General features: G+C 54.7%; 21 protein-coding genes and 2 tRNA genes. 16 read left to right on the top strand and 7 right to left on the bottom strand.

Translation table 11 applies throughout. The annotated features are described in order from the left end of the window. Positions 1-8: 8 nt before the first annotated feature. Together A3L08_RS04770 and A3L08_RS04775 are read right to left on the bottom strand one after the other, a co-directional pair. Positions 9-85, bottom strand: a tRNA-Thr gene (locus A3L08_RS04770). A 26-nt stretch (positions 86-111) separates the two neighbouring features. After that, positions 112-711, bottom strand: coding sequence for an RNA ligase partner protein (locus A3L08_RS04775; protein ID WP_088854891.1), 600 nt, complete (start codon positions 709-711; stop codon positions 112-114). Between the two features lie 60 nt (positions 712-771). Between A3L08_RS04775 and A3L08_RS04780 the strand changes: the two genes are divergently transcribed. Further along, entirely contained in the window at positions 772-1,980 is a 1,209-nt protein-coding gene (locus A3L08_RS04780; protein WP_088853937.1) for a hypothetical protein, read from the top strand. A 76-nt stretch (positions 1,981-2,056) separates the two neighbouring features. On the opposite strand, the gene A3L08_RS04785 is transcribed toward A3L08_RS04780, so the two are convergent. The 3 genes from A3L08_RS04785 to A3L08_RS04795 form a co-directional block, all read right to left on the bottom strand. Beyond that, positions 2,057-4,333 carry a TRAP transporter permease gene (locus A3L08_RS04785; RefSeq protein ID WP_394335139.1) on the bottom strand — a complete coding sequence of 759 codons (2,277 nt, stop codon included), beginning with the start codon at positions 4,331-4,333 and terminating at the stop codon, positions 2,057-2,059. Between the two features lie 58 nt (positions 4,334-4,391). Further along, positions 4,392-4,721 carry a DUF1850 domain-containing protein gene (locus tag A3L08_RS04790; protein ID WP_232461772.1) on the bottom strand — a complete coding sequence of 110 codons (330 nt, stop codon included), beginning with the start codon at positions 4,719-4,721 and terminating at the stop codon, positions 4,392-4,394. 137 nt (positions 4,722-4,858) lie between these two features. Further along, positions 4,859-5,848, bottom strand: coding sequence for a TAXI family TRAP transporter solute-binding subunit (locus tag A3L08_RS04795; protein WP_088853939.1), 990 nt, complete (start codon positions 5,846-5,848; stop codon positions 4,859-4,861). Between the two features lie 314 nt (positions 5,849-6,162). Between A3L08_RS04795 and A3L08_RS04800 the strand changes: the two genes are divergently transcribed. The 8 genes from A3L08_RS04800 (at position 6,163) to rpl12p (ending at position 11,604) form a co-directional block, all read left to right on the top strand. Beyond that, complete coding sequence (locus A3L08_RS04800) at positions 6,163-6,981, top strand: D-aminoacyl-tRNA deacylase (RefSeq protein WP_088854892.1); 819 nt, start codon at positions 6,163-6,165, stop codon at positions 6,979-6,981. Between the two features lie 120 nt (positions 6,982-7,101). Beyond that, positions 7,102-8,226 (top strand): cell division protein FtsZ, encoded by a 1,125-nt coding sequence (gene ftsZ / locus A3L08_RS04805; protein ID WP_088853940.1) that lies wholly within the window; start codon positions 7,102-7,104, stop codon positions 8,224-8,226. 38 nt (positions 8,227-8,264) lie between these two features. Beyond that, positions 8,265-8,450 (top strand): protein translocase SEC61 complex subunit gamma, encoded by a 186-nt coding sequence (locus tag A3L08_RS04810; protein WP_088853941.1) that lies wholly within the window; start codon positions 8,265-8,267, stop codon positions 8,448-8,450. A 21-nt stretch (positions 8,451-8,471) separates the two neighbouring features. Continuing rightward, a complete protein-coding gene (locus A3L08_RS04815) occupies positions 8,472-8,930 on the top strand; it encodes a transcription elongation factor Spt5 (protein ID WP_088853942.1) in 459 nt (152 codons plus the stop codon). 24 nt (positions 8,931-8,954) lie between these two features. Next, positions 8,955-9,446 carry a 50S ribosomal protein L11 gene (locus tag A3L08_RS04820; RefSeq protein ID WP_088853943.1) on the top strand — a complete coding sequence of 164 codons (492 nt, stop codon included), beginning with the start codon at positions 8,955-8,957 and terminating at the stop codon, positions 9,444-9,446. Between the two features lie 79 nt (positions 9,447-9,525). Next, complete coding sequence (locus A3L08_RS04825) at positions 9,526-10,176, top strand: 50S ribosomal protein L1 (RefSeq protein ID WP_088853944.1); 651 nt, start codon at positions 9,526-9,528, stop codon at positions 10,174-10,176. Between the two features lie 5 nt (positions 10,177-10,181). Next, positions 10,182-11,204: a 50S ribosomal protein L10 gene (locus A3L08_RS04830; RefSeq protein ID WP_088853945.1), complete on the top strand. Its 1,023-nt coding sequence runs from the start codon at positions 10,182-10,184 to the stop codon at positions 11,202-11,204. Between the two features lie 79 nt (positions 11,205-11,283). Further along, positions 11,284-11,604: a 50S ribosomal protein P1 gene (gene rpl12p, locus A3L08_RS04835; protein ID WP_088853946.1), complete on the top strand. Its 321-nt coding sequence runs from the start codon at positions 11,284-11,286 to the stop codon at positions 11,602-11,604. A gap of 1,014 nt (positions 11,605-12,618) precedes the next feature. Here the strand turns inward: rpl12p and A3L08_RS04840 are convergent. Further along, positions 12,619-12,694: transfer RNA gene (locus tag A3L08_RS04840), tRNA-Arg, on the bottom strand. Between the two features lie 47 nt (positions 12,695-12,741). On the opposite strand from A3L08_RS04840, the gene dcd reads away from it, so the two are divergent. The 7 genes from dcd to A3L08_RS04875 all read left to right on the top strand — a co-directional run bounded on the left by dcd (position 12,742) and on the right by A3L08_RS04875 (position 19,188). After that, positions 12,742-13,209 carry a dCTP deaminase gene (gene dcd, locus A3L08_RS04845; protein WP_088853947.1) on the top strand — a complete coding sequence of 156 codons (468 nt, stop codon included), beginning with the start codon at positions 12,742-12,744 and terminating at the stop codon, positions 13,207-13,209. Positions 13,210-13,546: 337 nt separating this feature from the next. Then, positions 13,547-13,750 carry an archaeal histone HpkA gene (hpkA, locus tag A3L08_RS04850; protein ID WP_088853948.1) on the top strand — a complete coding sequence of 68 codons (204 nt, stop codon included), beginning with the start codon at positions 13,547-13,549 and terminating at the stop codon, positions 13,748-13,750. Positions 13,751-13,820: 70 nt separating this feature from the next. Beyond that, positions 13,821-15,095 (top strand): TIGR04013 family B12-binding domain/radical SAM domain-containing protein, encoded by a 1,275-nt coding sequence (locus tag A3L08_RS04855; protein WP_088853949.1) that lies wholly within the window; start codon positions 13,821-13,823, stop codon positions 15,093-15,095. A 44-nt stretch (positions 15,096-15,139) separates the two neighbouring features. Beyond that, complete coding sequence (locus A3L08_RS04860; RefSeq protein ID WP_088853950.1) at positions 15,140-15,481, top strand: hypothetical protein; 342 nt, start codon at positions 15,140-15,142, stop codon at positions 15,479-15,481. Between the two features lie 54 nt (positions 15,482-15,535). Next, positions 15,536-15,937 carry a toprim domain-containing protein gene (locus A3L08_RS04865; RefSeq protein ID WP_088853951.1) on the top strand — a complete coding sequence of 134 codons (402 nt, stop codon included), beginning with the start codon at positions 15,536-15,538 and terminating at the stop codon, positions 15,935-15,937. Beyond that, positions 15,934-17,349 (top strand): DNA primase DnaG, encoded by a 1,416-nt coding sequence (gene dnaG / locus A3L08_RS04870; RefSeq protein ID WP_088853952.1) that lies wholly within the window; start codon positions 15,934-15,936, stop codon positions 17,347-17,349. The genes A3L08_RS04865 and dnaG overlap by 4 nt, the downstream gene beginning before the upstream one ends. Before the next feature lie 120 nt (positions 17,350-17,469). Next, a complete protein-coding gene (locus A3L08_RS04875; RefSeq protein ID WP_088853953.1) occupies positions 17,470-19,188 on the top strand; it encodes a glutamate--tRNA ligase in 1,719 nt (572 codons plus the stop codon). Between the two features lie 51 nt (positions 19,189-19,239). On the opposite strand, the gene A3L08_RS04880 is transcribed toward A3L08_RS04875, so the two are convergent. Beyond that, entirely contained in the window at positions 19,240-20,523 is a 1,284-nt protein-coding gene (locus A3L08_RS04880) for a sodium-dependent transporter (protein WP_088853954.1), read from the bottom strand. Positions 20,524-20,634 lie beyond the last annotated feature (111 nt).

Raw genomic sequence — 20,634 nt, forward strand, 5'->3', positions numbered from 1 at the left:
TGTTAGAATGGAGCCCCGGGCGGGGTTTGAACCCGCGACCTGCCGCTTACCAAGCGGCCGCTCCACCAGGCTGAGCCACCGGGGCGTCGATGATACGATGCAGGAGAGGCTTTATAAATTTTTCCCTTTGGTGAGCCTCTCGGACAAGCCTTCAAGGACCTCCTTGAAGTTAGCCGCGTCTACCCACTTGATGCCCATCTTCTGGGCCCACGTGAGTATGCCGACGTCGGCGGAGACTATTGTCGCGTCGAGCTCTTTGGCCAGGAGTATAAGCTCAAAGTCTTCCTTGCTGTCCACTATCCCCTCGCGGAGTGCCTTGCGGTAGTTCCTCCTGAGCTTCTGGATTATCCTGTCGACGTTGTCCGTCTCGATGACACTCTCGCGGACTGCTTTCTCGGCAACGCGGAGCCCCTTATCTATTCTCCGCCTTATGTCATCGATGAGCTCGTAGACCACGAAGGCGGGAATCTTGATGTCGTGCACGTTCGGCGGCTTCTTGATTATATAGAGCTCGATTTCGGGCAGGAGCTCCTCCTCATCGACGAAGTGCATGACCTCACGGTAGATGCCGGGCGGCATATAGAACTCCACTCTCCCGAAGAGCCTCTCGGCGTAACCGAGGAACGTTCTCATGGCCTCGGTAGGGTTGTCCCCGAACTTCCCCCGTATCTCCGGGTTGACAAAGATGCTCGTGTCGAGGACGAACCTCATCGTCACGCTACCACCACAAGTTTATTTAGGGTCGAGAGTTTAAAACGGTTGGGTGAAAGCATGAAAGTAGGAGTCGTTTTTGGAGTCAGCGAACTGGCGAACCCGAAAGCCTTTGAAAAGAAAGCGTCGGAGTTCATAACAAACCTCGCGAAGGATTTTGAGGTTGTTGGGGGCTTCTTTGTCTCAACGAAGAGAGACTTCAAGGAGGCGAAGGAAGAGGTCGACTTCAACGAGGTCGACGCGATAGTCCTCTACCCGCTCACGGGCGGCACCGAGGGCCCACTTAAGGAGTTCTCCGTCTACAGGAGGCCGATAGTCATCTACGGCGACCCCTTCAACAACTCGATAGCCGCAGGTATAGAGCTCAGGGAGTACTTCCGCGAGAGGCTCGTTCCCTCAACCCTCGTCAAGGACCTAAACGAGCTCAAGGCGGCACTCCTTGGCTATGAGGATATGAAGGAAACCCTGGACAAGTTCCTCAGGATGCGCATCGGATTAATAGGTCGCGTTTCACCGTGGCTCATAAACGAGCGCTTTGAACTCCCCTACACCAGCATAAGCCTCAAGAAGTTCTACGAGTACTACGATGCGGTTACTGACGAGGAGGGCTGGAGTGCTGTTGAGGATATCGTCTCCAAGGCGGTTGAGATCAAGGAGCCGGACAGGGAAGCTTTGACAAAGGCAGGAAGGATATACGTGGCCATAAAGCGTATCCTTGATGACTACAAACTGGACGGCTTCACAATCGGCTGCTTTGACCTCATAGGGAAGATAGGTTCGACCCCATGTCTGGCCTTGGCCATGTTCAACGCTCAGGGAATCCCGGCGGCGTGCGAGGGGGAGCTCAACTCACTCGTTGGCATGATGATAGCGAGGCGCTTCTTTGACAAACCCGCCTTCATGGGTAACATAGCGGACTACGGGGACGACTACCTCATCCTCGCCCACTGCACCGCGCCTCTCATCGGGAAGTACATCATACGCTCCCACTTCGAGAGCGGAATGGGAGTTGGCGTTGACGTCCAGCTGCCGAAGGGGAAGGCAAGTCTCCTAAAGATACGCGGGAGGAAAGCGGTCGTCGCCGGTGTGGAAGTGGTTGGCCAGGAGCACAGCAACATGCGCTGCAGGACTCAGGTTAAGCTCAGGATCGAGGACGCGATGGATTTCATAGACGGAACCCTCGGCAACCACCACCTATTGATCTACGTCGACAGCGAGGAGCTTGCAGACCTGCTCAGCGAGCTGGGCTTTGAGGTCATGCTCTACTGAGGGTTCCTTTGTGTCTCTTTCTTCTTTGACCCTTTTAGAACAGACTTCCAGAGATAAGGAAAAAGAAAAAGGGGATTCAGCCCCTCTTGCCGAGGAACTTGATGGCCAGCACCGCCGCGAGCCCAATGCCCACGATTATCGGGTTGAGAGTCGCAGAGAGCACTCCTACAGCAGCCAGCAGTGCCCTGAGCTCCTTCCTTATGTGGACGCCAAACCAGCCCGTGAGGCTTATTGCTAGGATGTACATCACGAGCAGCGTTGCCCCGAAGTCGTAGATGACCGTCAGCGCCATCCTCGCAGTCCACTCCTGCACGGTTATGATGAACATCTCTGGGTGGGTGAAGTAGATGTATGGCCCTATGTAGCCAGCCAGCGCGTACTTCACGGCGTTCATGGCGGTCTTCCAGAAGTCCCCGCCGGCCAAAGCTGAACCCGCGTAGCTTGCCAGCGCCACGGGCGGCGTGACATCGGCCAGTATTCCAAAGTAAAACACGAAGAAGTGGGCCGCAAGGAGCGCTATTGGAGTTCCGAAGCCCGGAACCGGTGAGCTGTATGGCTGGAGTCCGAGGACGGCGTTGTATATCGCAGGCGCTGCAACGAGGGACGTTATGATATAGTTTGCCGTTGTCGGGACCCCCATTCCGAGGATGAGGCTGAAGATCATCGTCAGGAGGAGGAGCAGCCAAAGGTTCCCTGCTGTGAGGTCAACGAGGCGGTAGCCTAGGCTCGTGACGAGGCCCGTCATTGTGAGGACGCCCTGTATAAGGCCAGCACTGGCAGCGGCAAGCATAACGCTCGTGCTCGTCTTCCCCGCGTCTATCATGGACTGGTAGGTCGCTTCGTACATCTTCTTTCCGCTCTCGCTCTTTGAGACGTAACCTACTATGAGAGAGAACACTATGCCCATGACACCGCTCATGAGGAGTATCTGCTCTTTGGACATGCCGAGGAACTTGGTCAGGGCCACGAAGAGTATGAAGAGCAGGCTGATGTAGAGCTTCTCGTTGAGCTCGACGAGGTCGCTAACGAAGGCCAGCGCCACCAGTGCCAGTCCTGTGAGGAGCAGTATCCCAGCCACCGGCACCGCTATGGATTTGCTAGTGAACATGAGCACTGTGGTCAGGAGGACCAGCCCAACGTAAAGCCCTTCGTGTCCCTCTATCTCGTCCTTCGCTATCCATGCCACCCAGATGGCTATGCCCAAAGAGGAGATGGCCGAGATGTGCGGAGGGATACCCCACACGAGGGCCACGGTGATGACCGCTATCGGGAGCAGGATGTAGAGCTTCCTGAGGAAGTACTTCAGCGGGGCGAAGTGCTCAGAGGGCATTCCCTTGAGGCCGAGTCTCTTCGTTTCAAGGTCTATGAAGAGGTAAACTCCTGTGTAGTACACCAGCGCCGGGAGAACGGCCGCTATGATGAGCTTGTTGTAGGGCACACCGAGGAACTCCGCCATGATGAAGGCGGCGGCGCCCATGATCGGTGGCATCAGCTGGCCACCTGTGGAAGCGACCGGCTCAACTGCACCCGCTATCTCCGGGGGATAACCGGCTTTCTTCATGAGAGGTATTGTGAAAGTTCCCGTCGTGAGGACGTTGGCGACGCTCGAACCGCTGACGGTTCCCATCAGACCACTGGAGACGACGGCCGCCTTCGCGGGTCCACCTGGTCTCTTTCCAAAGAGTGTTATCATGAACTCCGTGATGTAGTCGCTTATGCCGATCTTGAGCAGGAACGCCCCGAAGAACACGAAGGCGAAGACGTATATCGTCATGACGAAGAACGGGATTCCGAAGATGCCCTCGTCAAAGTAGAGCTGCTGCGTGAAGCGGACCCAGTTGAACCCGATGTTCTGGATTCCGTAGAGGAGAAATATCGTCACGACGAGAGGGAGAACCCACCCGAGAACCCTGCGCGTTGCCTCGAGCACCAGGATTATCGCGAGTACTCCGAAGACGACGTCGAGCGTGTAAACTTCAGCGAACTCCGCGTAGCGCTGGTAGACGACGAAGAGATAGAGCGATGAGATTACCCCAAGTGCCGCCAAGATGTAGTCGTAGAACGGTACCTTCCGTAGCTCTTCCTCACGTTTGCGCAGCGGATAGATCAGGAAAGTTATCAGCAGTATCATGGCAAGAACGAAGGCCTCCCCCTGCTTCGTCTGGAGGGTTACCCTCAGGAGGTCTATCTTGAGGCCCATCCTTGCGAACATGTCGTAGAGCGTGTAGTTGAAGTTGAAGATGAACAGTATTTCATAGATACCGATGAGTATGGCGGCCGCTTTTATCAGCAATTCGAGCTTTGGTGTAAGGGTTCTGGTCTTTTCGAAGACTTCTTCAACCTTCTCCTCCATTTCCTTCAACTCTTCAAGTTCCTCCAACCCCTTCGGCTCTTTATCAATATCAGGCATTTCAGCACCTCCCTAGGAGTGTCTCCACAAGTATGCAGCGTTTGACCCTAAACCTCATGAGGGTCTCTTCTCTGGGGGCGAATACAGTCTCGCCGTTAACCTTTATTTCAGCTTTGTTTAAGGGGATGAACCAGAAGTCCAGGCTCCTCCCGAGGGGGATGTTTGTCTTCTTGACGTAGAAGCCATCCTCCATGTACTGGATGTCCTCCGGCAGTCCTGCACCAAAGTCCTTCCACCACATCTCTTTAGCGTAGAGCCCGCTGGAGTTGGCCTCAAGCACCTCCCGAATTTCGCTCCTCTCGACGCTGTGGATGTAGTCTATCTCCACCATCACATCCCCCACCAGAGGGTATACGCGGGATGAGTGCCCGTCGCTTATGACTAGGGCATGAGTGGGCACCAGGAATGGCGCCAGCAACAGGAATACAAAAAAAAGTGGGGGAGGTCCCCTCAACGACCTCACCCTGTTCACGGCTTAAGCTCAGCTGGGACGCTAATGCCCTTCTCCTCGTAGTACTTGATGGCTCCCGGGTGGAGCGGGATGCTCATACCGTCGAGGGCCGTGTCGAGGCTTATGTATTTGGTCTTGGCGTGGACCTGGTGGAGTTCGTCGAGGTTGTCGAAGAGTATCTTGGTCATCTGATAGACAGTGTCGTCCGGGAGGTCTGCACTGACGGCGAGCATAGCCTTAACGGCTATCGTCGGGGTGTCCTCCTCCATGCCGTTGTAGGTGTCCTTCGGGAGGACCTGGCGGACGTAGAATATGTAGCCCTGGTCCTTGAGCTTGCTGAGGACGTCGTCGGGTATCGGGATGACCCGAACGGGGGTCTGAACCGCTATCTGGTTGACGGCCGGAGTGGGTGCACCCGAAACTATGACCGCGACGTCAACTTGGCCGAGCTTGAGGCTCTGGGCGGCCTCGCTGAACTTCTGGTTCACCTTCTCGATGCTGTCCCAAACTCCAGCTGCCTTGAGGACCTGCTCGGCGGCCACCGCGGTACCGCTTCCGGCGGCGCCTATGGCGACCTTCTTACCCTTAAAGTCCTGGAGGGTCTTAATGTCGCTGTCCGCCCTCACAACGAACTGGATGGTCTCGGGGTAGAGGGCAGCGACACCGCGGATGTTCGGAATCTTGCTCCCCTCGAACATGTAGAGGCCGTTGTAGGCGTAGTATGCAACGTCGTTCTGGAGGATAGCCGCCTGGGCGGTACCGTCTCCGATGGCCTTGGCGTTTGAAACGCTCGCACCGCTCGTCACAGCCTTGGCCTTAACGCCGTTCTTGTTGAGTATTTCGGCGTACTTAGAACCGAGCGGGAAGTAGACACCGCTTGTACCCCCGGTGTAGATGGTTATTTCCTGGGTCTGGGTGGCCGTTCCACCGCCTTCGGACTGGATGCAGCCCGCCGCCACAATTGCAAAGGCGAGCACCAACATCAAACCAATTGCCTTCAACTTCATTTTTTCAAACCTCCGCACCTTTGCGGAATGGTTTCCCAACTAGTTGATTACAGTAAAAACATGTGCATCGGCACGATTATATACTTTACGGTTTCAACTTTTACTAGGGTGTAATTCTCAACGTTTTCAGAAGTACCGAAAAATATCCGGTGAATTTTCGACAAAATTTTGCAGTTTGCAATACCTAACGCCGAGGAGAATTATCTCGTTAACAGGAGGCACCACATGCAAACTTTATATTTGTAAAGGTAATCTCCCCCCGCTCTGCGGCAAACTTTTTATCCCGCCTCATAAGGGAGGTATGGTGCTTGAAGATGAAGGTTATAATGACAACCAAGATCGACCCGGCATCGATGAACATACTGGGAAAGCTCGTGGAGAACTTCGGCTTCAAGGAGACGGAGAGGGTGTTCGATGGCAACCCAGTCTACTCAAGAGAAAATACTCTGATTCTGACCACCAACGACGAGATGATCTACTATGACAACCTCGATGCTGAAATAGAAAGGCAGCTTGGGGAGAGGCCCGAGATAATAGTCTTCGCCTCGAGGCACTCTAGCAAGCAGAAGCTCCCGGCTTTAACCACCCACGTCACTGGCAACTGGGGGGAGGCAGTGTACGGCGGAAAGGACGGGAGCCTGGCTGTAGCGCATCCTGCCGCGATGAAACTTGCCCTCTTAAAGATGAACGAGCTGAACGACCTCGGCTGGACGGTCTGCTACGAGGCCACGCACCACGGGCCAAGCGAGCTCGACGTGCCGAGCCTCTTCATAGAGATAGGCTCAAGCGAGGAAGAGTGGCGCAACGAGAGGGCCGGCGAGATAATAGCGGAAACGATAGTTCACGTACTCAAGAACTACGAAAAGGCCAAGTTTCCCGTAGCAATCGGAATAGGCGGCGGCCACTACGCGCCGAAGCAGACGAAGAGGGTCCTTGAAACTGACATCGCCTTTAGCCACATAGCTCCGAAGTACGTTCACCCCGTGGACAGGCAGCTCCTCCTTAGGGCCATTGAGAAAACCTATGGCGGCGTCGATGCCATCTATGTTGACTGGAAGGGGAGTAGAGGAGAAACGAGGCAGATGGCCAGGAGCCTCGCCGAAGAGCTGGGCCTGGAGTTTATAAGGGACTGAACGGGCGAAATCTTTAAAGATATTAAGCGGGATTTTAAAATCAGCACCCGCCTTAGCTAAATTTATATAGTGGATGCATACAAAGTGAAACAGATGTTAAATTGCCCGGAGGGTGAAAAGATGCTGAAGCTGATTGAAGACGCCATTGAAAGGACCTCCGCCGCCCCCAACAAAATCCCGGAGGCTCAGGCTCCGCAAACTGATATCGATGAGGAGCTCAAGAGGATTCTTGAGCAGATCCAGGCAAAGATATATGTTGTTGGTGTCGGCGGTGCCGGATGCAACACCATTAACAGGATGATGCAGGTCGGTATACAGGGGGCAAAGGTCATAGCAATTAACACCGATGCCCAGGATCTCCTAAAGGTTCGCGCCCACAAGAAGATACTCATCGGTAAGGAGCTTACCCGGGGTCTCGGTGCCGGAAACAATCCCAAGATGGGTGAGGAAGCCGCTAAGGAGAGCGAGAGGGAAATACGGGAGGCCCTTGAAGGGGCGGATATGGTCTTCATCACCTGCGGTCTCGGTGGCGGAACTGGAACCGGTGCTGCTCCGGTCGTTGCCGAGATGGCCAAGAAGATGGGCGCTCTGACTGTTTCAGTGGTTACCCTTCCGTTTACGGTAGAGGGAATAAGGCGCATTAAGAACGCAGAGTACGGTCTCGAGAGGCTCAGGAAGAACAGCGACACCGTCATAGTCATCCCGAACGACAAGCTCATGGAGGTTGCCCCGAACCTCCCGATCCACATGGCCTTTAAAGTGGCCGACGAGATACTCGTCCAAGCGGTCAAGGGCATCACCGAGCTCATTACCAAGCCCGGACTGGTGAACCTCGACTTCAACGACGTTAGGGCCGTCATGAAGGACGGCGGAGTTGCCATGATCGGTATAGGCGAGAGTGACAGCGAGAAGCGCGCCCTCGAAGCCGCCCAGCAGGCTTTGAACAGCCCGCTCCTCGACGTCGACATCAGCGGTGCAAAGGGCGCTTTGATAAGCATCAGCGGAAGCGACGTCAAGCTTGAGGAGGCCCAGCAGATAATCGAGCTCGTCACGAGCAAGCTTGACCCCGAGGCACAGGTCATCTGGGGCATCCAGCTCGACGAGGAACTTAACAAAATGATAAGGATCCTCATAGTAGTCACCGGCGTCAGCTCACCCTACGCCGTCGCGGGGGAAGAGGAGACATCCTACTACGGTGAGGAGCAGGAGAGAAAAATTATTAAGCTCGACCTTGAGGAGCTTTGACGATCCTTTCGTTTTCAAAATTTAGTGAGGTGACAAGCGTGGCGACTACGACGGAAAAGCTTAAAAATTTCTTCGCAGAGTCCCGGAGGGTTTTGCTGGTTACAAAAAAGCCGGGAATGAAGGAGTTTAAGTTGGCCGTCAAGATTACCGGCACTGGAATGATACTCATAGGCTCCGTCGGCCTTGTAATTCGCATGATCGGCTACCTCATTAGTGGCCAGTGAGCTGGAGATAGGTGATAGGAGATGAGCGACGGCAAGATATTTACAGTGCGCGTCACGGTGGGCCAGGAAGAGACCACCGCCAAGCTGATATACAGCAAGGTCAAGACCTACAACCTTCCCGTTTACGCGATATTGACGCCCTCAAAGGTTAAGGGTTACATCTTCGTGGAGGCCCCGAACAAGAGTGCCGTTGACGAAGCAATAAAGGGAATCCGACACGCTAAGGGGACCCTCCCGGGAGAGGTTAAGTTCGAGGAGATAGAGCACTTCCTCGAGGAGAAGCCCGCTGTGAGCGGCTTTGAGCCTGGAGACATCGTCGAACTCATCGCTGGCCCGTTCAAGGGTGAGAAGGCCAAGGTCGTCAGGGTTGATGAGGGCAAGGACGAGATAGTCGTCGAACTCGTCGGTTCAATCGTCCCGATACCGGTCACGGTGAGGGGCGAATACGTTAGACTTATAAGCAAACGTCAGAAGGAGTGAAAGAACCATTCAGAGGTGAGAAAGATGGCACAGGTTGTTGAGGTGCTCGTTGAAGGAGGAAAGGCTTCACCCGGACCGCCGCTCGGTCCTGCTATCGGTCCTCTCGGACTCAACGTTAAACAGGTCGTTGACGAGATAAACAAGGCCACCAAGGACTTCGAGGGAATGCAGGTTCCCGTCAAGATCATTGTCACCGACCCCAAGAAGAAGACCTTCGAGATCGAGGTCGGTGTCCCGCCGGTCAGCCAGCTCATCAAGAAGGAGATCGGCGCCCCGAAGGGTTCAAGCGAGCCAGGACACAGCCCGGTCGGGAACCTTACCATGGAGCAGGTCATCAGGATAGCCAAGGCCAAGCAGGAGCAGATGCTCGCGGCTGACCTCAAGGCCGCGGCCAAGGAGGTCATAGGCACCGCTCTGAGCATGGGCGTCACCGTTGAGGGCAAGGACCCAAGGGAAGTCCAGAAGGAAATCGACGAAGGCGTTTACGACGAGATTTTCGCCAACGCCGAGGAGTGAGGGAAAAGTTTAAAAATCCCTCTTTTTACGCATCTTTGACTTTTTCGGGCTTAAATCAAAACCGAAAGGAGGGCTGTAAATGGCCTTTGACAGGCAGAAAATCGCGGAAGCGGTGAAGGAGGCGAAGGCCCGGGCTAAGCCGCGTAACTTCACACAGACCGTCGAGATGGCAGTCAACCTCAAGGATATAGACCTGAAGAAGCCTGAGAACAGGTTCAAGCTTGAGGTTGTACTGCCCCACGGTCGTGGGAAGGAGCCCAAAATCGCGGTCATCGCTGATGGTGCCGTTGCCGAGGCGGCTAAAAAGCTCGGGCTTGATGTGATTAGTGGAGAGCAGCTTGAGGAGCTGGCAAAGAACCCCAGAGAGGCAAGGAAGCTTGCCAAGAAGTACGACATGTTTATAGCGGCCGCACCGCTGATGCCAAAGATCGGTAGGTACCTCGGTAAGTACCTCGGTCCGAGGAACAAGATGCCGCAGGTCGTTCCGCCGACCATGACGAACCTCGAACCGATAGTTGCCAGGCTCAAAAGGACAGTAAGGATACAGCTCAAGAACAACCCGGTCGTTCACGCGCCGATAGGAACCGAGGACATGGACGACGAGAAGCTCGCGGAGAACGCAGAGGCGGTTCTCAACGCGATCCTTGGAAAGCTTGAGCGCGGAGAGAACCAGGTGAAGTCAGTGTACGTCAAAACCACCATGGGACCGGCCGTCAAGGTGGAGAGGTGAGGGAAATGGCCCACGTAGCCGAGTGGAAGAAGAAGGAAGTTGAGGAACTCACCAAGATCATCAAGAGTTACCCAGTGATAGCGCTCGTTGACGTGGCCGGCGTCCCAGCCTATCCGCTCAGCAAGATGCGTGAGAAGCTCCGCGGCAAGGCACTCCTCAGGGTCAGCAGGAACACCCTCATAGAGCTGGCCATAAAGAGGGCCGCGGAGGAGCTTAACAACCCCGAACTCGAGAAGCTCATCGACCACATTCAGGGCGGGGCCGGAATACTCGCCACCGAGATGAACCCTTTCAAGCTCTACAAGCTCCTTGAGGAGAGCAAGACCCCGGCTCCGGCCAAGCCGGGTGCGGTTGTTCCGCACGACGTCGTCATCCCGGCCGGACCGACTTCACTCGCGCCGGGTCCCCTCGTTGGTGAGATGCAGGCCCTCGGAATTCCGGCGAGGATCGAGAAGGGTAAGGTCAGCATACAGAAGGACTACACCGCCCTCAAGGCAGGGGAAGTCATAACCGACCAGATGGCAAGGATACTGAACGCGCTCGGAATTGAGCCGCTCGAGGTCGGCCTCAACCTGCTCGCCGCTTACGAGGACGGCATAGTCTACACTCCGGAAGTCCTTGCCATCGACGAGAGCGAGTACATCAACATGCTCCAGCAGGCCTACATGCACGCGTTCAACTTGTCCGTCAACACGGCCTACCCGACCAAGCAGACCATCGAGGCTATCATCCAGAAGGCATTCCTTGGAGCAAAGAACGTCGCTGTCGAGGCTGGCTACATCACCAAGGAAACTGTGGAGGACATCTTTGGCAGGGCCCTTCGTGCAGTCCTGCTCATAGCCCAGAACCTGCCGGAGGAACTGCTTGACGAGAAGACCAAAGAGCTTTTAAACGCTCAGGCACAAATGGCAGTTGCCGCGGCTCCTCAGCCGACTGAAGAGAAGGTTGAGGAGGCCGAGGAAGAGGAAGAAGAGGAGGAAGCCAGCGAAGAGGACGCGCTTGCTGGACTGGGCGCGCTCTTCGGCTGAACTTTCCATTTCCCTCGTATCCCTGAACGAATCCGTGTGAAATGAATGAAAAAAATGAAGATGATTGGAGGTGCGAAAAATGGAGTACGTGTATGCCGCTCTGCTGCTCCACGCCGCTGGTAAGGAGATAACCGAGGAGAACCTCAAGGCAGTCCTTGAGGCCGCCGGCGTTAGCGCCGACGAGGCCAGGATAAAGGCCCTCGTTGCCGCCCTCGAGGGCGTCAACATCGACGAGGTCATCGAGAAGGCCGCCATGCCGGTCGCCGCCCCGGTTGCCGTTGCCGCTGCTCCGGCCGCTGAGGGTGGCGCCGCTGAGGCCGCTGCTGAGGAAGAGGAGGAGGAAGAGGAGGAGGCCAGCGAGGAGGAGGCCCTCGCCGGTCTCGGTGCCCTCTTCGGCTGAACCCTCTTCCATTTTGTCCGCCCTCGGGCGGACGCCTCAAACATTTTCTTTGAAGCTTTTCTAAAAGCTCCATCAAAAGTTTGTAGCTCCTCTCTAAGAAGTGTGTGAATAGGATTTCGGTCTTATAGGTGATTCTCTCTTGGGAACGTTTTAATCGGGCACATCGGCGATGGTTTACTCTTCTTTGAGACCAGTTAGGCGTCGGTTTGGAGTTAGACCCCTTGCTGGGTCAAATTTAAAATATTCCCACTTGAAAGTGGCTTTTTAAGAGGAAAATCACTTGGTTTCTGGCTTTTACAGGGAGCCACTAACTTTGATGAGACTTTGCGAAGGAAAATTTAAAGGGGGTGCGGGGGCGTTAGCCCCCCAGTAGCTTAAGAGAAAAGGGGTTGCGGGGTTTCACCCCGCATCGGGGGGTTTGAGAGTGCAGGAAACTTTGCACTGCAAAGTTTCATCAAAGTTTGTGATTCTATTGAAATTTGCCGTTTGAGAGAGAATTCCACGTGAAAAAAAGCTAGAATAAATCCTGAATTTTGCACTTCTAACGGGTCTCTTAACCAGAGTCCATTTACAACCGACGTCCGAAGGGCGTCAAACGAGAGGAACTACTCAAAACAATGGATATGAAAGAATTCAAGTCAAATGGTGCAGTAAAAAACGGAATTCACTTGCAATCCCCCATGAGAAGAATCACAAACCTTGATCAAACTCAACGGGACGTGCGTTGGAGCTTCGCTCCAACGTCGCGCAGGCGAACAAGCTTGATCAAAAGATTCCCTTTTTGTGTACATGAGCAAAATATTAGGCGTGTGCTCTGTTGAGGCATAATTATCAGGGGTTTCTATGAAAAAGGGCCCTTTAAAACCGTTTCAACTTTATTATTGGCGTCCTTTGGACGCCGTTTGTAGGGTGAAACCCTTGCCGAAGAGCGAGTGGGTGAAAACCCCACTTAGAATTTTTAGCCGTTTAAACTGGCACTTATTTTCCGCCAGCGCTTTCGTTAGAAAGGGCTGATGGCGGGCCCGGCGGGATTCGAACCCGCGACTACCGGCTCCGAAGGCCGGCGCCATGTCCCCTAGGCCACGGGCCCTCGGAAGTGTTTTAAGGGCCGGCAAAATAAAGCTTGCGGTGGTTGGAATGATGCTCCCTGACTGGAAAATCAGAAAGGAGATTCTCATCGAGCCCTTCAACGAGAAGTCCCTTCAGCCTGCTGGCTACGACCTGCGCGTTGGGAAAGAGGCGTACATAAACGGAAGACTCATCAACGTAGAGAAGGAGGGTAAAGTCGTAATCCCGCCCAAGACCCACGCGCTCATCCTAACCCTCGAGCGTGTGAAGCTCCCAGACGACGTGATGGGGGACATGAAGCTCAGGAGCAGCCTCGCGAGGGAAGGTTTACTCGGCTCCTTCGCCTGGGTCGACCCTGGGTGGGACGGCAACCTCACGCTCATGCTCTTCAACGCCTCGGAGGAACCCGTTGAGCTAAATTACGGGGAAAGGTTCGTGCAGATAGCGTTTATACGCCTTGAGGGCCCAGCAAAAAACCCCTACCGCGGCAACTACCAGGGAAGCCAGCATCTTGTTCTCTCGAAGAGGAGAAAGTGATCTCTTCCAAAAACCCACCTTTTTCTTATCCTAGGCGCTTCATATCCAAACTTGAACAAAAGTCCGCCATTACCCCTATCTTTTAGCTCCGCTTTTTTTCAAAGTGTCCAACGGCTCCTAAAAAGCGCCACCTGGGTGAGCCCCCCGATGGTTTCCTATGGCCCGTCCACAAATTCAGGGACGAAGCGGGTACTTAGTGATAGCCATATCCCCGAGCTGGATGTATTTAAGGGTGCATCCGCCTGTAAATCCTCGGAAATGGCCCCGTTTACCGAAAGGTTTATATATCTCCAATTCCCAAAAGAAAACCGAAAAGCCCTTTAAGGAGGTGTTGTGAATGGCCGAGCTTCCGATTGCTCCGATTGACAGGCTTATAAGGAAGGCCGGCGCTGAGAGGGTCAGCGAGGAGGCTGCCAAGGTCCTCGCCGAGTACCTCGAGGAGTACGCCATAGAGCTTGCCAAGAAGGCCAACGACTTCGCCAGGCACGCTGGCAGGAAGACCATCAAAGCCGAGGACATCAAGCTTGCCATCAAGGCCTGAAGGCCTTTTTGGCTTTTCTACTCATTTCTGAACCGTTACCGTTTTAAGCCCCTTCTCTCGGCTTCAGACCATGCCGGAGATAGCCGTCAGGATGACCAAGCGCAACCACAATGCATTCGTCCACCTCCTTGGCGCCTTGGAAAGCCAAGGCTTTGATCTAAGCGAGCTTCTGATAACCAAGGACTTCAACGAAATTCTGAAGGCCAGGCCCAAGGTCGTCCTCTATTCCTTCTTCACCGAGGAAATATGGGGTTCCCTGCAGGAGGAGGTCAGGCTACTCAAAGAGCGGGGAGCGCTTTTAATTGCCGGCGGCTACCACGCGATAGCGATGCCAAAACACACCCTCAGCCACCTCGGTTTTGACATAGCCGTCATCGGCGAAGGGGAGGAGGTTCTCTTCCAGCTCCTGAACGTCCTGAAGAGGACGGGCTACAGGATAACCAAAGACCTTCTAGACATCAGGGGGCTTGCCTTCCACATCAACGGCGAGTTTATCTTCACGGGCTTCGCGAAGGTCGAGGACTTCTGGCGCTTTCCACCTTATCCTGAGAGCGTCCGCCTCATCTCACCGATAGAGATAACCCGTGGCTGTCCCTTCGGCTGCTACTATTGCCAGACGCCTTACATCAAGGGGCTGAGAATGAGACACAGGCCGATAGACCAGATAGTGAAATACTCGAGAAGGATGAGAGACATGCGCTACATAACGCCGAACGCCTTCGCCTACGGAAGTCCCGGCGCCATACTTAAGCTCGACAAGCTCGAGGCGCTCCTAAAGGCGCTTCAACCGCTGAGAAAAGAGGGGAGACGGCTCTTCTACGGCACCTTCCCAAGTGAGGTCAGGCCGGAGTTCGTACTCCCCGAGACGCTGGAGCTCCTCATTGACTACGCGGACAACAGGCGCTTGGCTATAGGCGCCCAGAGCGGTGATGATGCCATGTTAAGGGCCATGCACAGGCTACACAAAGTCGAGCACGTGCAGAGGGCCGTTGAGTACATGCTGGAATACGGCTTCGAGCCGGTCGTAGACTTCATCGTGGGCCTGCCCAACGAGAGTGAGGAAAGCCAGAGGAAGAGCATAGAGCTCATGAAGTGGATAATGAACAAGGGCGGAAAGGTTCGCGCCCACTATTTCATGCCCCTCCCCGGCACACCCTGGTCGAGGTGTAAGCCCTCACCCCTCAGTCCGGAAATGAAGAAGTTTTTGGGAAGAATGGCGGCGAAGGGGAAGATAGAGGGTTCGTGGGGCAAGCAGGTGGAGCTCTCGAGGAGGCTGCAGAGGCTCATCGATGAGTTTTACGAGGAGCCGATGAGCCACACGGTTCCGGTCAGGAACGTCTGCTAGCGTTAGGCTTTTATGATCTTTTTCCAAAGATTCAACCGGGGGAGATGTCGAAGTGGCTCGTCCCTGCGGTCTCTATAGGTCTGTTCTTGGCTTTCTCATACATTGCATGGGGAGTTGAGAGCCTCATCTCTGCGGTCATACTTTCGGTGATACTCCTGCTCTCGACCTCGAGTCCAGGGCGGGCTGGGATTATCTTCTACTTCTTCATCGGCTTCCTTGCCGGCTTTGTGGTGGCTATAGTGATTGGCGTCAAAACGAACGCAACTGGCTGGGAGTCGGCGGTGCTTTTGACCCTGCCCTTTATTGGAGCACTCGTTGCCCTGCTCTACGGGAGAAGGAGCGACTACATGAGCTGGCCCGTCTTTGGCTTCAGGTACAAACGCTGAAGGTACGCCAATAAGCTTATAACCGCATCCAATCGTTATCCAAGCGACGGCGAAATGTACGCCGAAAACTATAAAAGATTCCTGGAGCTTATAGACAAACTGCGAGAGTTTGAGGGTGCCCTCATAGTTGAGGGCATGCGAGACGAGGTGGCTCTGAGGAATCTGGGGGTCAGGGCGGAGATAATAAGGCTCTCACGCCTGCCTTTGACCGAGGTTGCGCTCATCGCGTCATCGTATAAAGAGGTCATGATACTCACAGACTTCGACAGAAAGGGTGAAGAGCTCGCAAGGAAGCTCCTCCAGTATCTGGAGGGCTATCCCTGCAGGGTCGACGCAGAGACGCGCAGAGAGCTCAAGAGAATAGCAAGGAAGGACATCAAAGGGGTGGAGGACCTCTACGGCCTCTACCTGAAGGTCATCTCCGTTTCTGACCCCCTTCCGGAGGGGATTCGATGAAGAGAAAGAAGACAGTGCTGCATCACATTTTGACTGAAAAGCAGAAGTTTGAAAAACGGAAAGAGGGTGATGGTATGTCAGCCAAAGACGAATTTGGAACGACCAAATATGTAATCTACGCCGAATTTGAGGCGAACGGAATCGTTGAAAGGCCCGACGTCGTCGGTGCTATTTTTGGACAGACTGAAGGTCTTCTCGGTGACGATCTTGATCTTAGAGAACTCCAAAAAACCGGAAGGATTGGGAGGATACGGGTTGAAGTTCACACCAAGGCCGGAAAGACCTACGGAACGATAACCGTCCCGTCGAGCCTCGACAGAGTAGAGACGGCGATCCTCGCGGCCGCCTTGGAGACGATAGACCGTGTTGGCCCCGCCGAGGCCAAGATAAAGGTCCTCCGCATCGAGGACGTCAGGGCGACCAAGAGGAAGTACATCATAGAGAGGGCCAAGGAGATACTGGAAGGGCTCATGGAACAGGAGATTCCTGAGACCCAGGAGCTCACCGAGGAGGTCAAGAAGGCGGTAAGGGCTAAGGAGCTCATAGAGTACGGCCCCGAGAAGCTCCCTGCCGGCCCGCACGTGCCGTTTTCCGACTCAATCATAGTGGTCGAGGGTAGAGCGGATGTCCTCAACCTGCTCAAGCACGGAATAAAGAACGCCATAGCCGTCGAGGGAACCTCCGTCCCCGAGACCATCATAAAGCTCAGCAAGGAGCGCATCGTCACAGCATTCACTGATGGCGACCGCGGCGGAGAGCTTATCCTCAAGGAGCTCCTCCAGGTGGCCGACGTTGACTACGTGGCGAGGGCGCCGGAGGGCAAAGAAGTTGAGGAGCTCACCAAGAAGGAGATAGTTAAGTCCCTTAGGAGCAAAGTCCCGGCCGAGCAGGTCATCACCGAAATATTCTACAAAGGCAGGAACTTCTACGATGTCATCAAGGAGACGGAGAAGGCCCGTGAGGAGAAAAAGGAAGAGAAGAAGCCAACTCCCGTACCGGTTCCAGCTCCCGCGCAGGTTCCCGCACAGAGGCACGTTGAAGAGAGGAAGCCGGAGAGGCCCGAGAGGCCGGAGCCCAAAAAGGAAGAGAAGATAATAAGGCCCATCCAGCAGTCGAGGCCGAGCGAGCTTGAGGAGTTCGGAAGCTTCATCGAGAAGGTCAAGAGCGCAAGGGAATCCACTGCGATACTCCTTGACAAGGACAAGAACGTCATAGCTGAGATTCCCGTCAGAGAGCTCACCAACCAGCTCAAGGAGCGCAAGGACGTCTACGCGGTGGTATTCAACGGCGTCATAACCCAGAGGCTCATAGATACCGTCAGCGAGAGCGGTGTCAAGTACCTCATTGGAGCGAGGAAGTACAACGTCGTCAGGCGCCCGATAAACCTCAAGATAGTCACCTTCGCGGAGTGACTTTCTTTCCTATCCCTTCTTATTCTGTTCGTGTTCCTCCCACGTCACTGGTTCAGAATGTGGAGAGCCAAAGACTAACCTTTATAACTTCCCCGTCTCTTCTCTCCCCGGTGGTGAAAGATGGAAGTCGAGACACTGGTCTGGAAGTATGCCCTAGTTAACGCTTACACCCACAAGGGAAAGGCAAACCCAAAAGCCGTTATAGGCAAGGTCCTCGGTGAGAACCCCGAGCTAAGACCAAAGGCCAAGGAGATAATCCCGCTCGTCAACGAGATAGTTGAGAAAGTTAACGCCCTGAGCATTGAGGAGCAGGAGGCGAAGCTCCGCGAGATTTACCCAGAGTTCTTTGAGGAGAAGAGGGAAAAGAAGGAGGAAAAGAAAGGCCTCCCGCCACTTCCTAAAGCGGAGAAAGGAAAGGTCGTTACCCGCTTCGCTCCCAATCCCGACGGTGCCTTCCATCTCGGGAACGCGAGGGCTGCCATCCTGAGCCACGAGTATGCCCGCATGTACGACGGCAAGTTCATCCTCCGCTTTGACGACACCGACCCGAAGGTCAAGAGGCCCGAACCCATCTTTTATGAGTGGATCAATGAGGATCTGGAGTGGCTCGGCTTCAGGGTGGACGAGATACACATCGCCAGCGACAGGCTTGAGATATACTACGACTACGCCGAGAAGCTGATTAAGATGGGCAAGGCTTACGTTTGCACCTGCCCGCCCGAGAAGTTCCGCGAGCTCCGCGACAAGGGAATCGCCTGCCCGCACAGGGATGAGCCAGTGGAGGTTCAGCTCGAACGCTGGAGGAAGATGCTCAACGGTGAGTATAAGGAAGGAGAGGCGGTGGTCAGGATAAAGACCGACCTCAAGCATCCGAACCCCGCTGTTCGCGACTGGCCAGCCCTTAGGATCATAGACAACCCGGACCACCCGCGCGTCGGCGACAAGTACCGCGTCTGGCCGCTATACAACTTCGCGTCAGCGATAGACGACCACGAGTTGGGAGTTACCCACATCTTCCGCGGGCAGGAGCACGCTGAGAACGAGACAAGGCAGAGGTATGTTTACGACTACCTAGGCTGGGAGTATCCAGTTACCGTTCACCACGGAAGGCTGAGCATAGAGGGCGTCATCCTCAGCAAGTCGAAGACGAGGAAGGGAATTGAGGAAGGTAAATACCTCGGCTGGGATGATCCAAGGCTTGGAACCATTAGGGCACTTAGGAGGCGCGGAATCCAGCCTGAGGCTATCAGGGAACTCATCATAGAGGTCGGCCTCAAGAGGAGCGACACCACGATAAGCTGGGACAACCTGGCGGCGATAAACAGGCGTATAGTCGAGCCGATAGCGAACCGCTACTTCTTCGTCGCCGACCCGATTCCGATGTACATTGAGGGAGCCGAGGAGTTCACAGCAGAGATACCGCTCCACCCGGACCACCTGGAGAGGGGCGTTAGGAGGCTCAAGTTTGAACCAGGCAAACCAGTCTACGTCTCCAAGGACGACATGGAGCTGTTCAGGCCGGGCAACTTCGTCCGCCTGAAAGACCTCTTCAACGTCGAGGTAGTTGAAGTCAGCGAGAACGGCATCAAGGCTAAGTTCCACAGCGTCGACTACGAGATAGCCAGGGAGAACCGCTGGAGGATGGTTCACTGGGTAACCGAGGGCAAGGCCTGCGAGGTTCTCGTCCCGGATGGAGACGAACTTCTCGTGAGGAAAGGCCTCCTTGAAGCCGATGCAGAGGTTAAAGTTGACGAGGTCGTTCAGTTCGAGCGCTTCGGCTTCGTAAGGATCGACGAAGTTACTCCTGAGAAGGTCGTGGCGATATTTGCCCACAAGTGAAGCCTTCCCTGCTTTTATACTTTATCTGCAAAGAATCAAAAAGAAAAGAGCTCAGGTAGAGCTCTGGGGCATCAGGCTGTCGCCGATTAGGCCAAAGAGGATTATGAGGGCTGCCAGTATTCCAGAGACTATGTAAACTCCGCCGGCCTTGAAGACGCCGAAGAACGCGTAGAGGCCTCCCACCACAAACACCAGCGCCGCTACTCCGACTGCGACCATTGCTGGAGCCGAGAGCTTCTCTCTGACAACCGGATAGAGCTCGAATATTGGTGTAAAGAACGTGGCCGCGACAACTGCCTTGAGAACCATATCCGCTATCGTCGGCGGGGAGTCAAAGATGCCTATCAGGAGAGAGATCCCAACGAGGTAGGTGGCCGCCTTCGTTCTGCTGATTCCCATAATGGGCTCAATTATCTGAAGGCCGACTTCTGCCGTTGGGAGCAGAGAGGTGAGGCCGGCTAAGAACCCTGATATTGCTATGAGAACAAGCAGGCTCTGGTAGTCAGCCAAGATGTCCGGCAGGTCTCCCAATAGCTGAAGGGCAGCCTCCTCCCCACCATAGACGTACGTTAAAAGCCTCTCGGGACTAGTTGGCGCCAGTCCATAGACGACGACTATCGTTGACATAACGCCTATGAGGAGCTGGACTAGAACTCCGGTGCCAATGATGACCTTGGCGTTGAAGCGCTCGTTTATGAAGCTACCCAGCATGAGGTAGAAGGCCATTCCAAGGCCGACTCCGTAGATGGCCCTCTCGGCGGCGGCCCTCACCATGGCGAGCGTTATTCCTTGCCTGGCAACGAGCATGTGCTTTGCCATTCCGAGGAAGGTCGCGTTCTCAGGTATCTGAGTCTTGAAGGCTACCGCAGTCACGAGAATCGCAACGAAGAAGAACACCGAGCCAAGGGCCATTATGGTAAATGTCCTCTCCTTGGCCCTCGTGAGTATCAGGAATACGAGGGCGAACATTAGGATCTTGGCGACGAGCCTCGCCACTGTACCCGTTCCAAGCACAGGGCCGAGTATCGAGAGCATCGTGTTGCTTGTGTAGTATGATAGAAACATTGCTATGACGGCGAATATTGAGAGTATCATCGCCGGCCGATTGGCAGCCTTAGTATAGAGCTCGACGAAGTGGTAACCGGACTTCATGACCACCTCGGCTTCAAGTATGGCCACATAAGTCAGCACCGCCAGGAACACCAGATGCACTGCCAGTCCGGTGATGCCGTACTGGAGCCAGAACTGCGGGAACAGAGCTATGCTTCCGACGCCTGTGGCAAAACCTGCGACAAGAAATACCAGGTAGAGGGTCCACTTTTTGATCTCGTCCATTATTACACCCCCATTGTCCTAACAACTAGCGAAATCCCTGCTAAAAATATTTTGGTTACCCGCCGACTGGCACCCCCTCAAAGGGGACTTCAAGAGGGAGGATAAAAATGA

Origin of the sequence: Thermococcus pacificus, from assembly GCF_002214485.1 — an archaeon.
Classification (GTDB): Archaea; Methanobacteriota_B; Thermococci; order Thermococcales; family Thermococcaceae; genus Thermococcus; species Thermococcus pacificus.

What these genes read in the sequence shown, in the direction of transcription:
- A3L08_RS04775 (WP_088854891.1), bottom strand. Translation starts at nt 711, where the DNA reads ATGAGGTTCGTCCTCGACACGAGCATCTTTGTCAACCCGGAGATACGG.
- A3L08_RS04780 (WP_088853937.1), top strand. Translation starts at nt 772, where the DNA reads ATGAAAGTAGGAGTCGTTTTTGGAGTCAGCGAACTGGCGAACCCGAAA.
- A3L08_RS04785 (WP_394335139.1), bottom strand. Translation starts at nt 4,333, where the DNA reads ATGGAGGAGAAGGTTGAAGAAGTCTTCGAAAAGACCAGAACCCTTACA.
- A3L08_RS04790 (WP_232461772.1), bottom strand. Translation starts at nt 4,721, where the DNA reads ATGGTGGAGATAGACTACATCCACAGCGTCGAGAGGAGCGAAATTCGG.
- A3L08_RS04795 (WP_088853939.1), bottom strand. Translation starts at nt 5,848, where the DNA reads ATGAAGTTGAAGGCAATTGGTTTGATGTTGGTGCTCGCCTTTGCAATT.
- A3L08_RS04800 (WP_088854892.1), top strand. Translation starts at nt 6,163, where the DNA reads ATGAAGGTTATAATGACAACCAAGATCGACCCGGCATCGATGAACATA.
- ftsZ (WP_088853940.1), top strand. Translation starts at nt 7,102, where the DNA reads ATGCTGAAGCTGATTGAAGACGCCATTGAAAGGACCTCCGCCGCCCCC.
- A3L08_RS04815 (WP_088853942.1), top strand. Translation starts at nt 8,472, where the DNA reads ATGAGCGACGGCAAGATATTTACAGTGCGCGTCACGGTGGGCCAGGAA.
- A3L08_RS04820 (WP_088853943.1), top strand. Translation starts at nt 8,955, where the DNA reads ATGGCACAGGTTGTTGAGGTGCTCGTTGAAGGAGGAAAGGCTTCACCC.
- A3L08_RS04825 (WP_088853944.1), top strand. Translation starts at nt 9,526, where the DNA reads ATGGCCTTTGACAGGCAGAAAATCGCGGAAGCGGTGAAGGAGGCGAAG.
- A3L08_RS04830 (WP_088853945.1), top strand. Translation starts at nt 10,182, where the DNA reads ATGGCCCACGTAGCCGAGTGGAAGAAGAAGGAAGTTGAGGAACTCACC.
- rpl12p (WP_088853946.1), top strand. Translation starts at nt 11,284, where the DNA reads ATGGAGTACGTGTATGCCGCTCTGCTGCTCCACGCCGCTGGTAAGGAG.
- dcd (WP_088853947.1), top strand. Translation starts at nt 12,742, where the DNA reads ATGATGCTCCCTGACTGGAAAATCAGAAAGGAGATTCTCATCGAGCCC.
- hpkA (WP_088853948.1), top strand. Translation starts at nt 13,547, where the DNA reads ATGGCCGAGCTTCCGATTGCTCCGATTGACAGGCTTATAAGGAAGGCC.
- A3L08_RS04855 (WP_088853949.1), top strand. Translation starts at nt 13,821, where the DNA reads ATGCCGGAGATAGCCGTCAGGATGACCAAGCGCAACCACAATGCATTC.
- A3L08_RS04860 (WP_088853950.1), top strand. Translation starts at nt 15,140, where the DNA reads ATGTCGAAGTGGCTCGTCCCTGCGGTCTCTATAGGTCTGTTCTTGGCT.
- A3L08_RS04865 (WP_088853951.1), top strand. Translation starts at nt 15,536, where the DNA reads ATGTACGCCGAAAACTATAAAAGATTCCTGGAGCTTATAGACAAACTG.
- dnaG (WP_088853952.1), top strand. Translation starts at nt 15,934, where the DNA reads ATGAAGAGAAAGAAGACAGTGCTGCATCACATTTTGACTGAAAAGCAG.
- A3L08_RS04875 (WP_088853953.1), top strand. Translation starts at nt 17,470, where the DNA reads ATGGAAGTCGAGACACTGGTCTGGAAGTATGCCCTAGTTAACGCTTAC.
- A3L08_RS04880 (WP_088853954.1), bottom strand. Translation starts at nt 20,523, where the DNA reads ATGGACGAGATCAAAAAGTGGACCCTCTACCTGGTATTTCTTGTCGCA.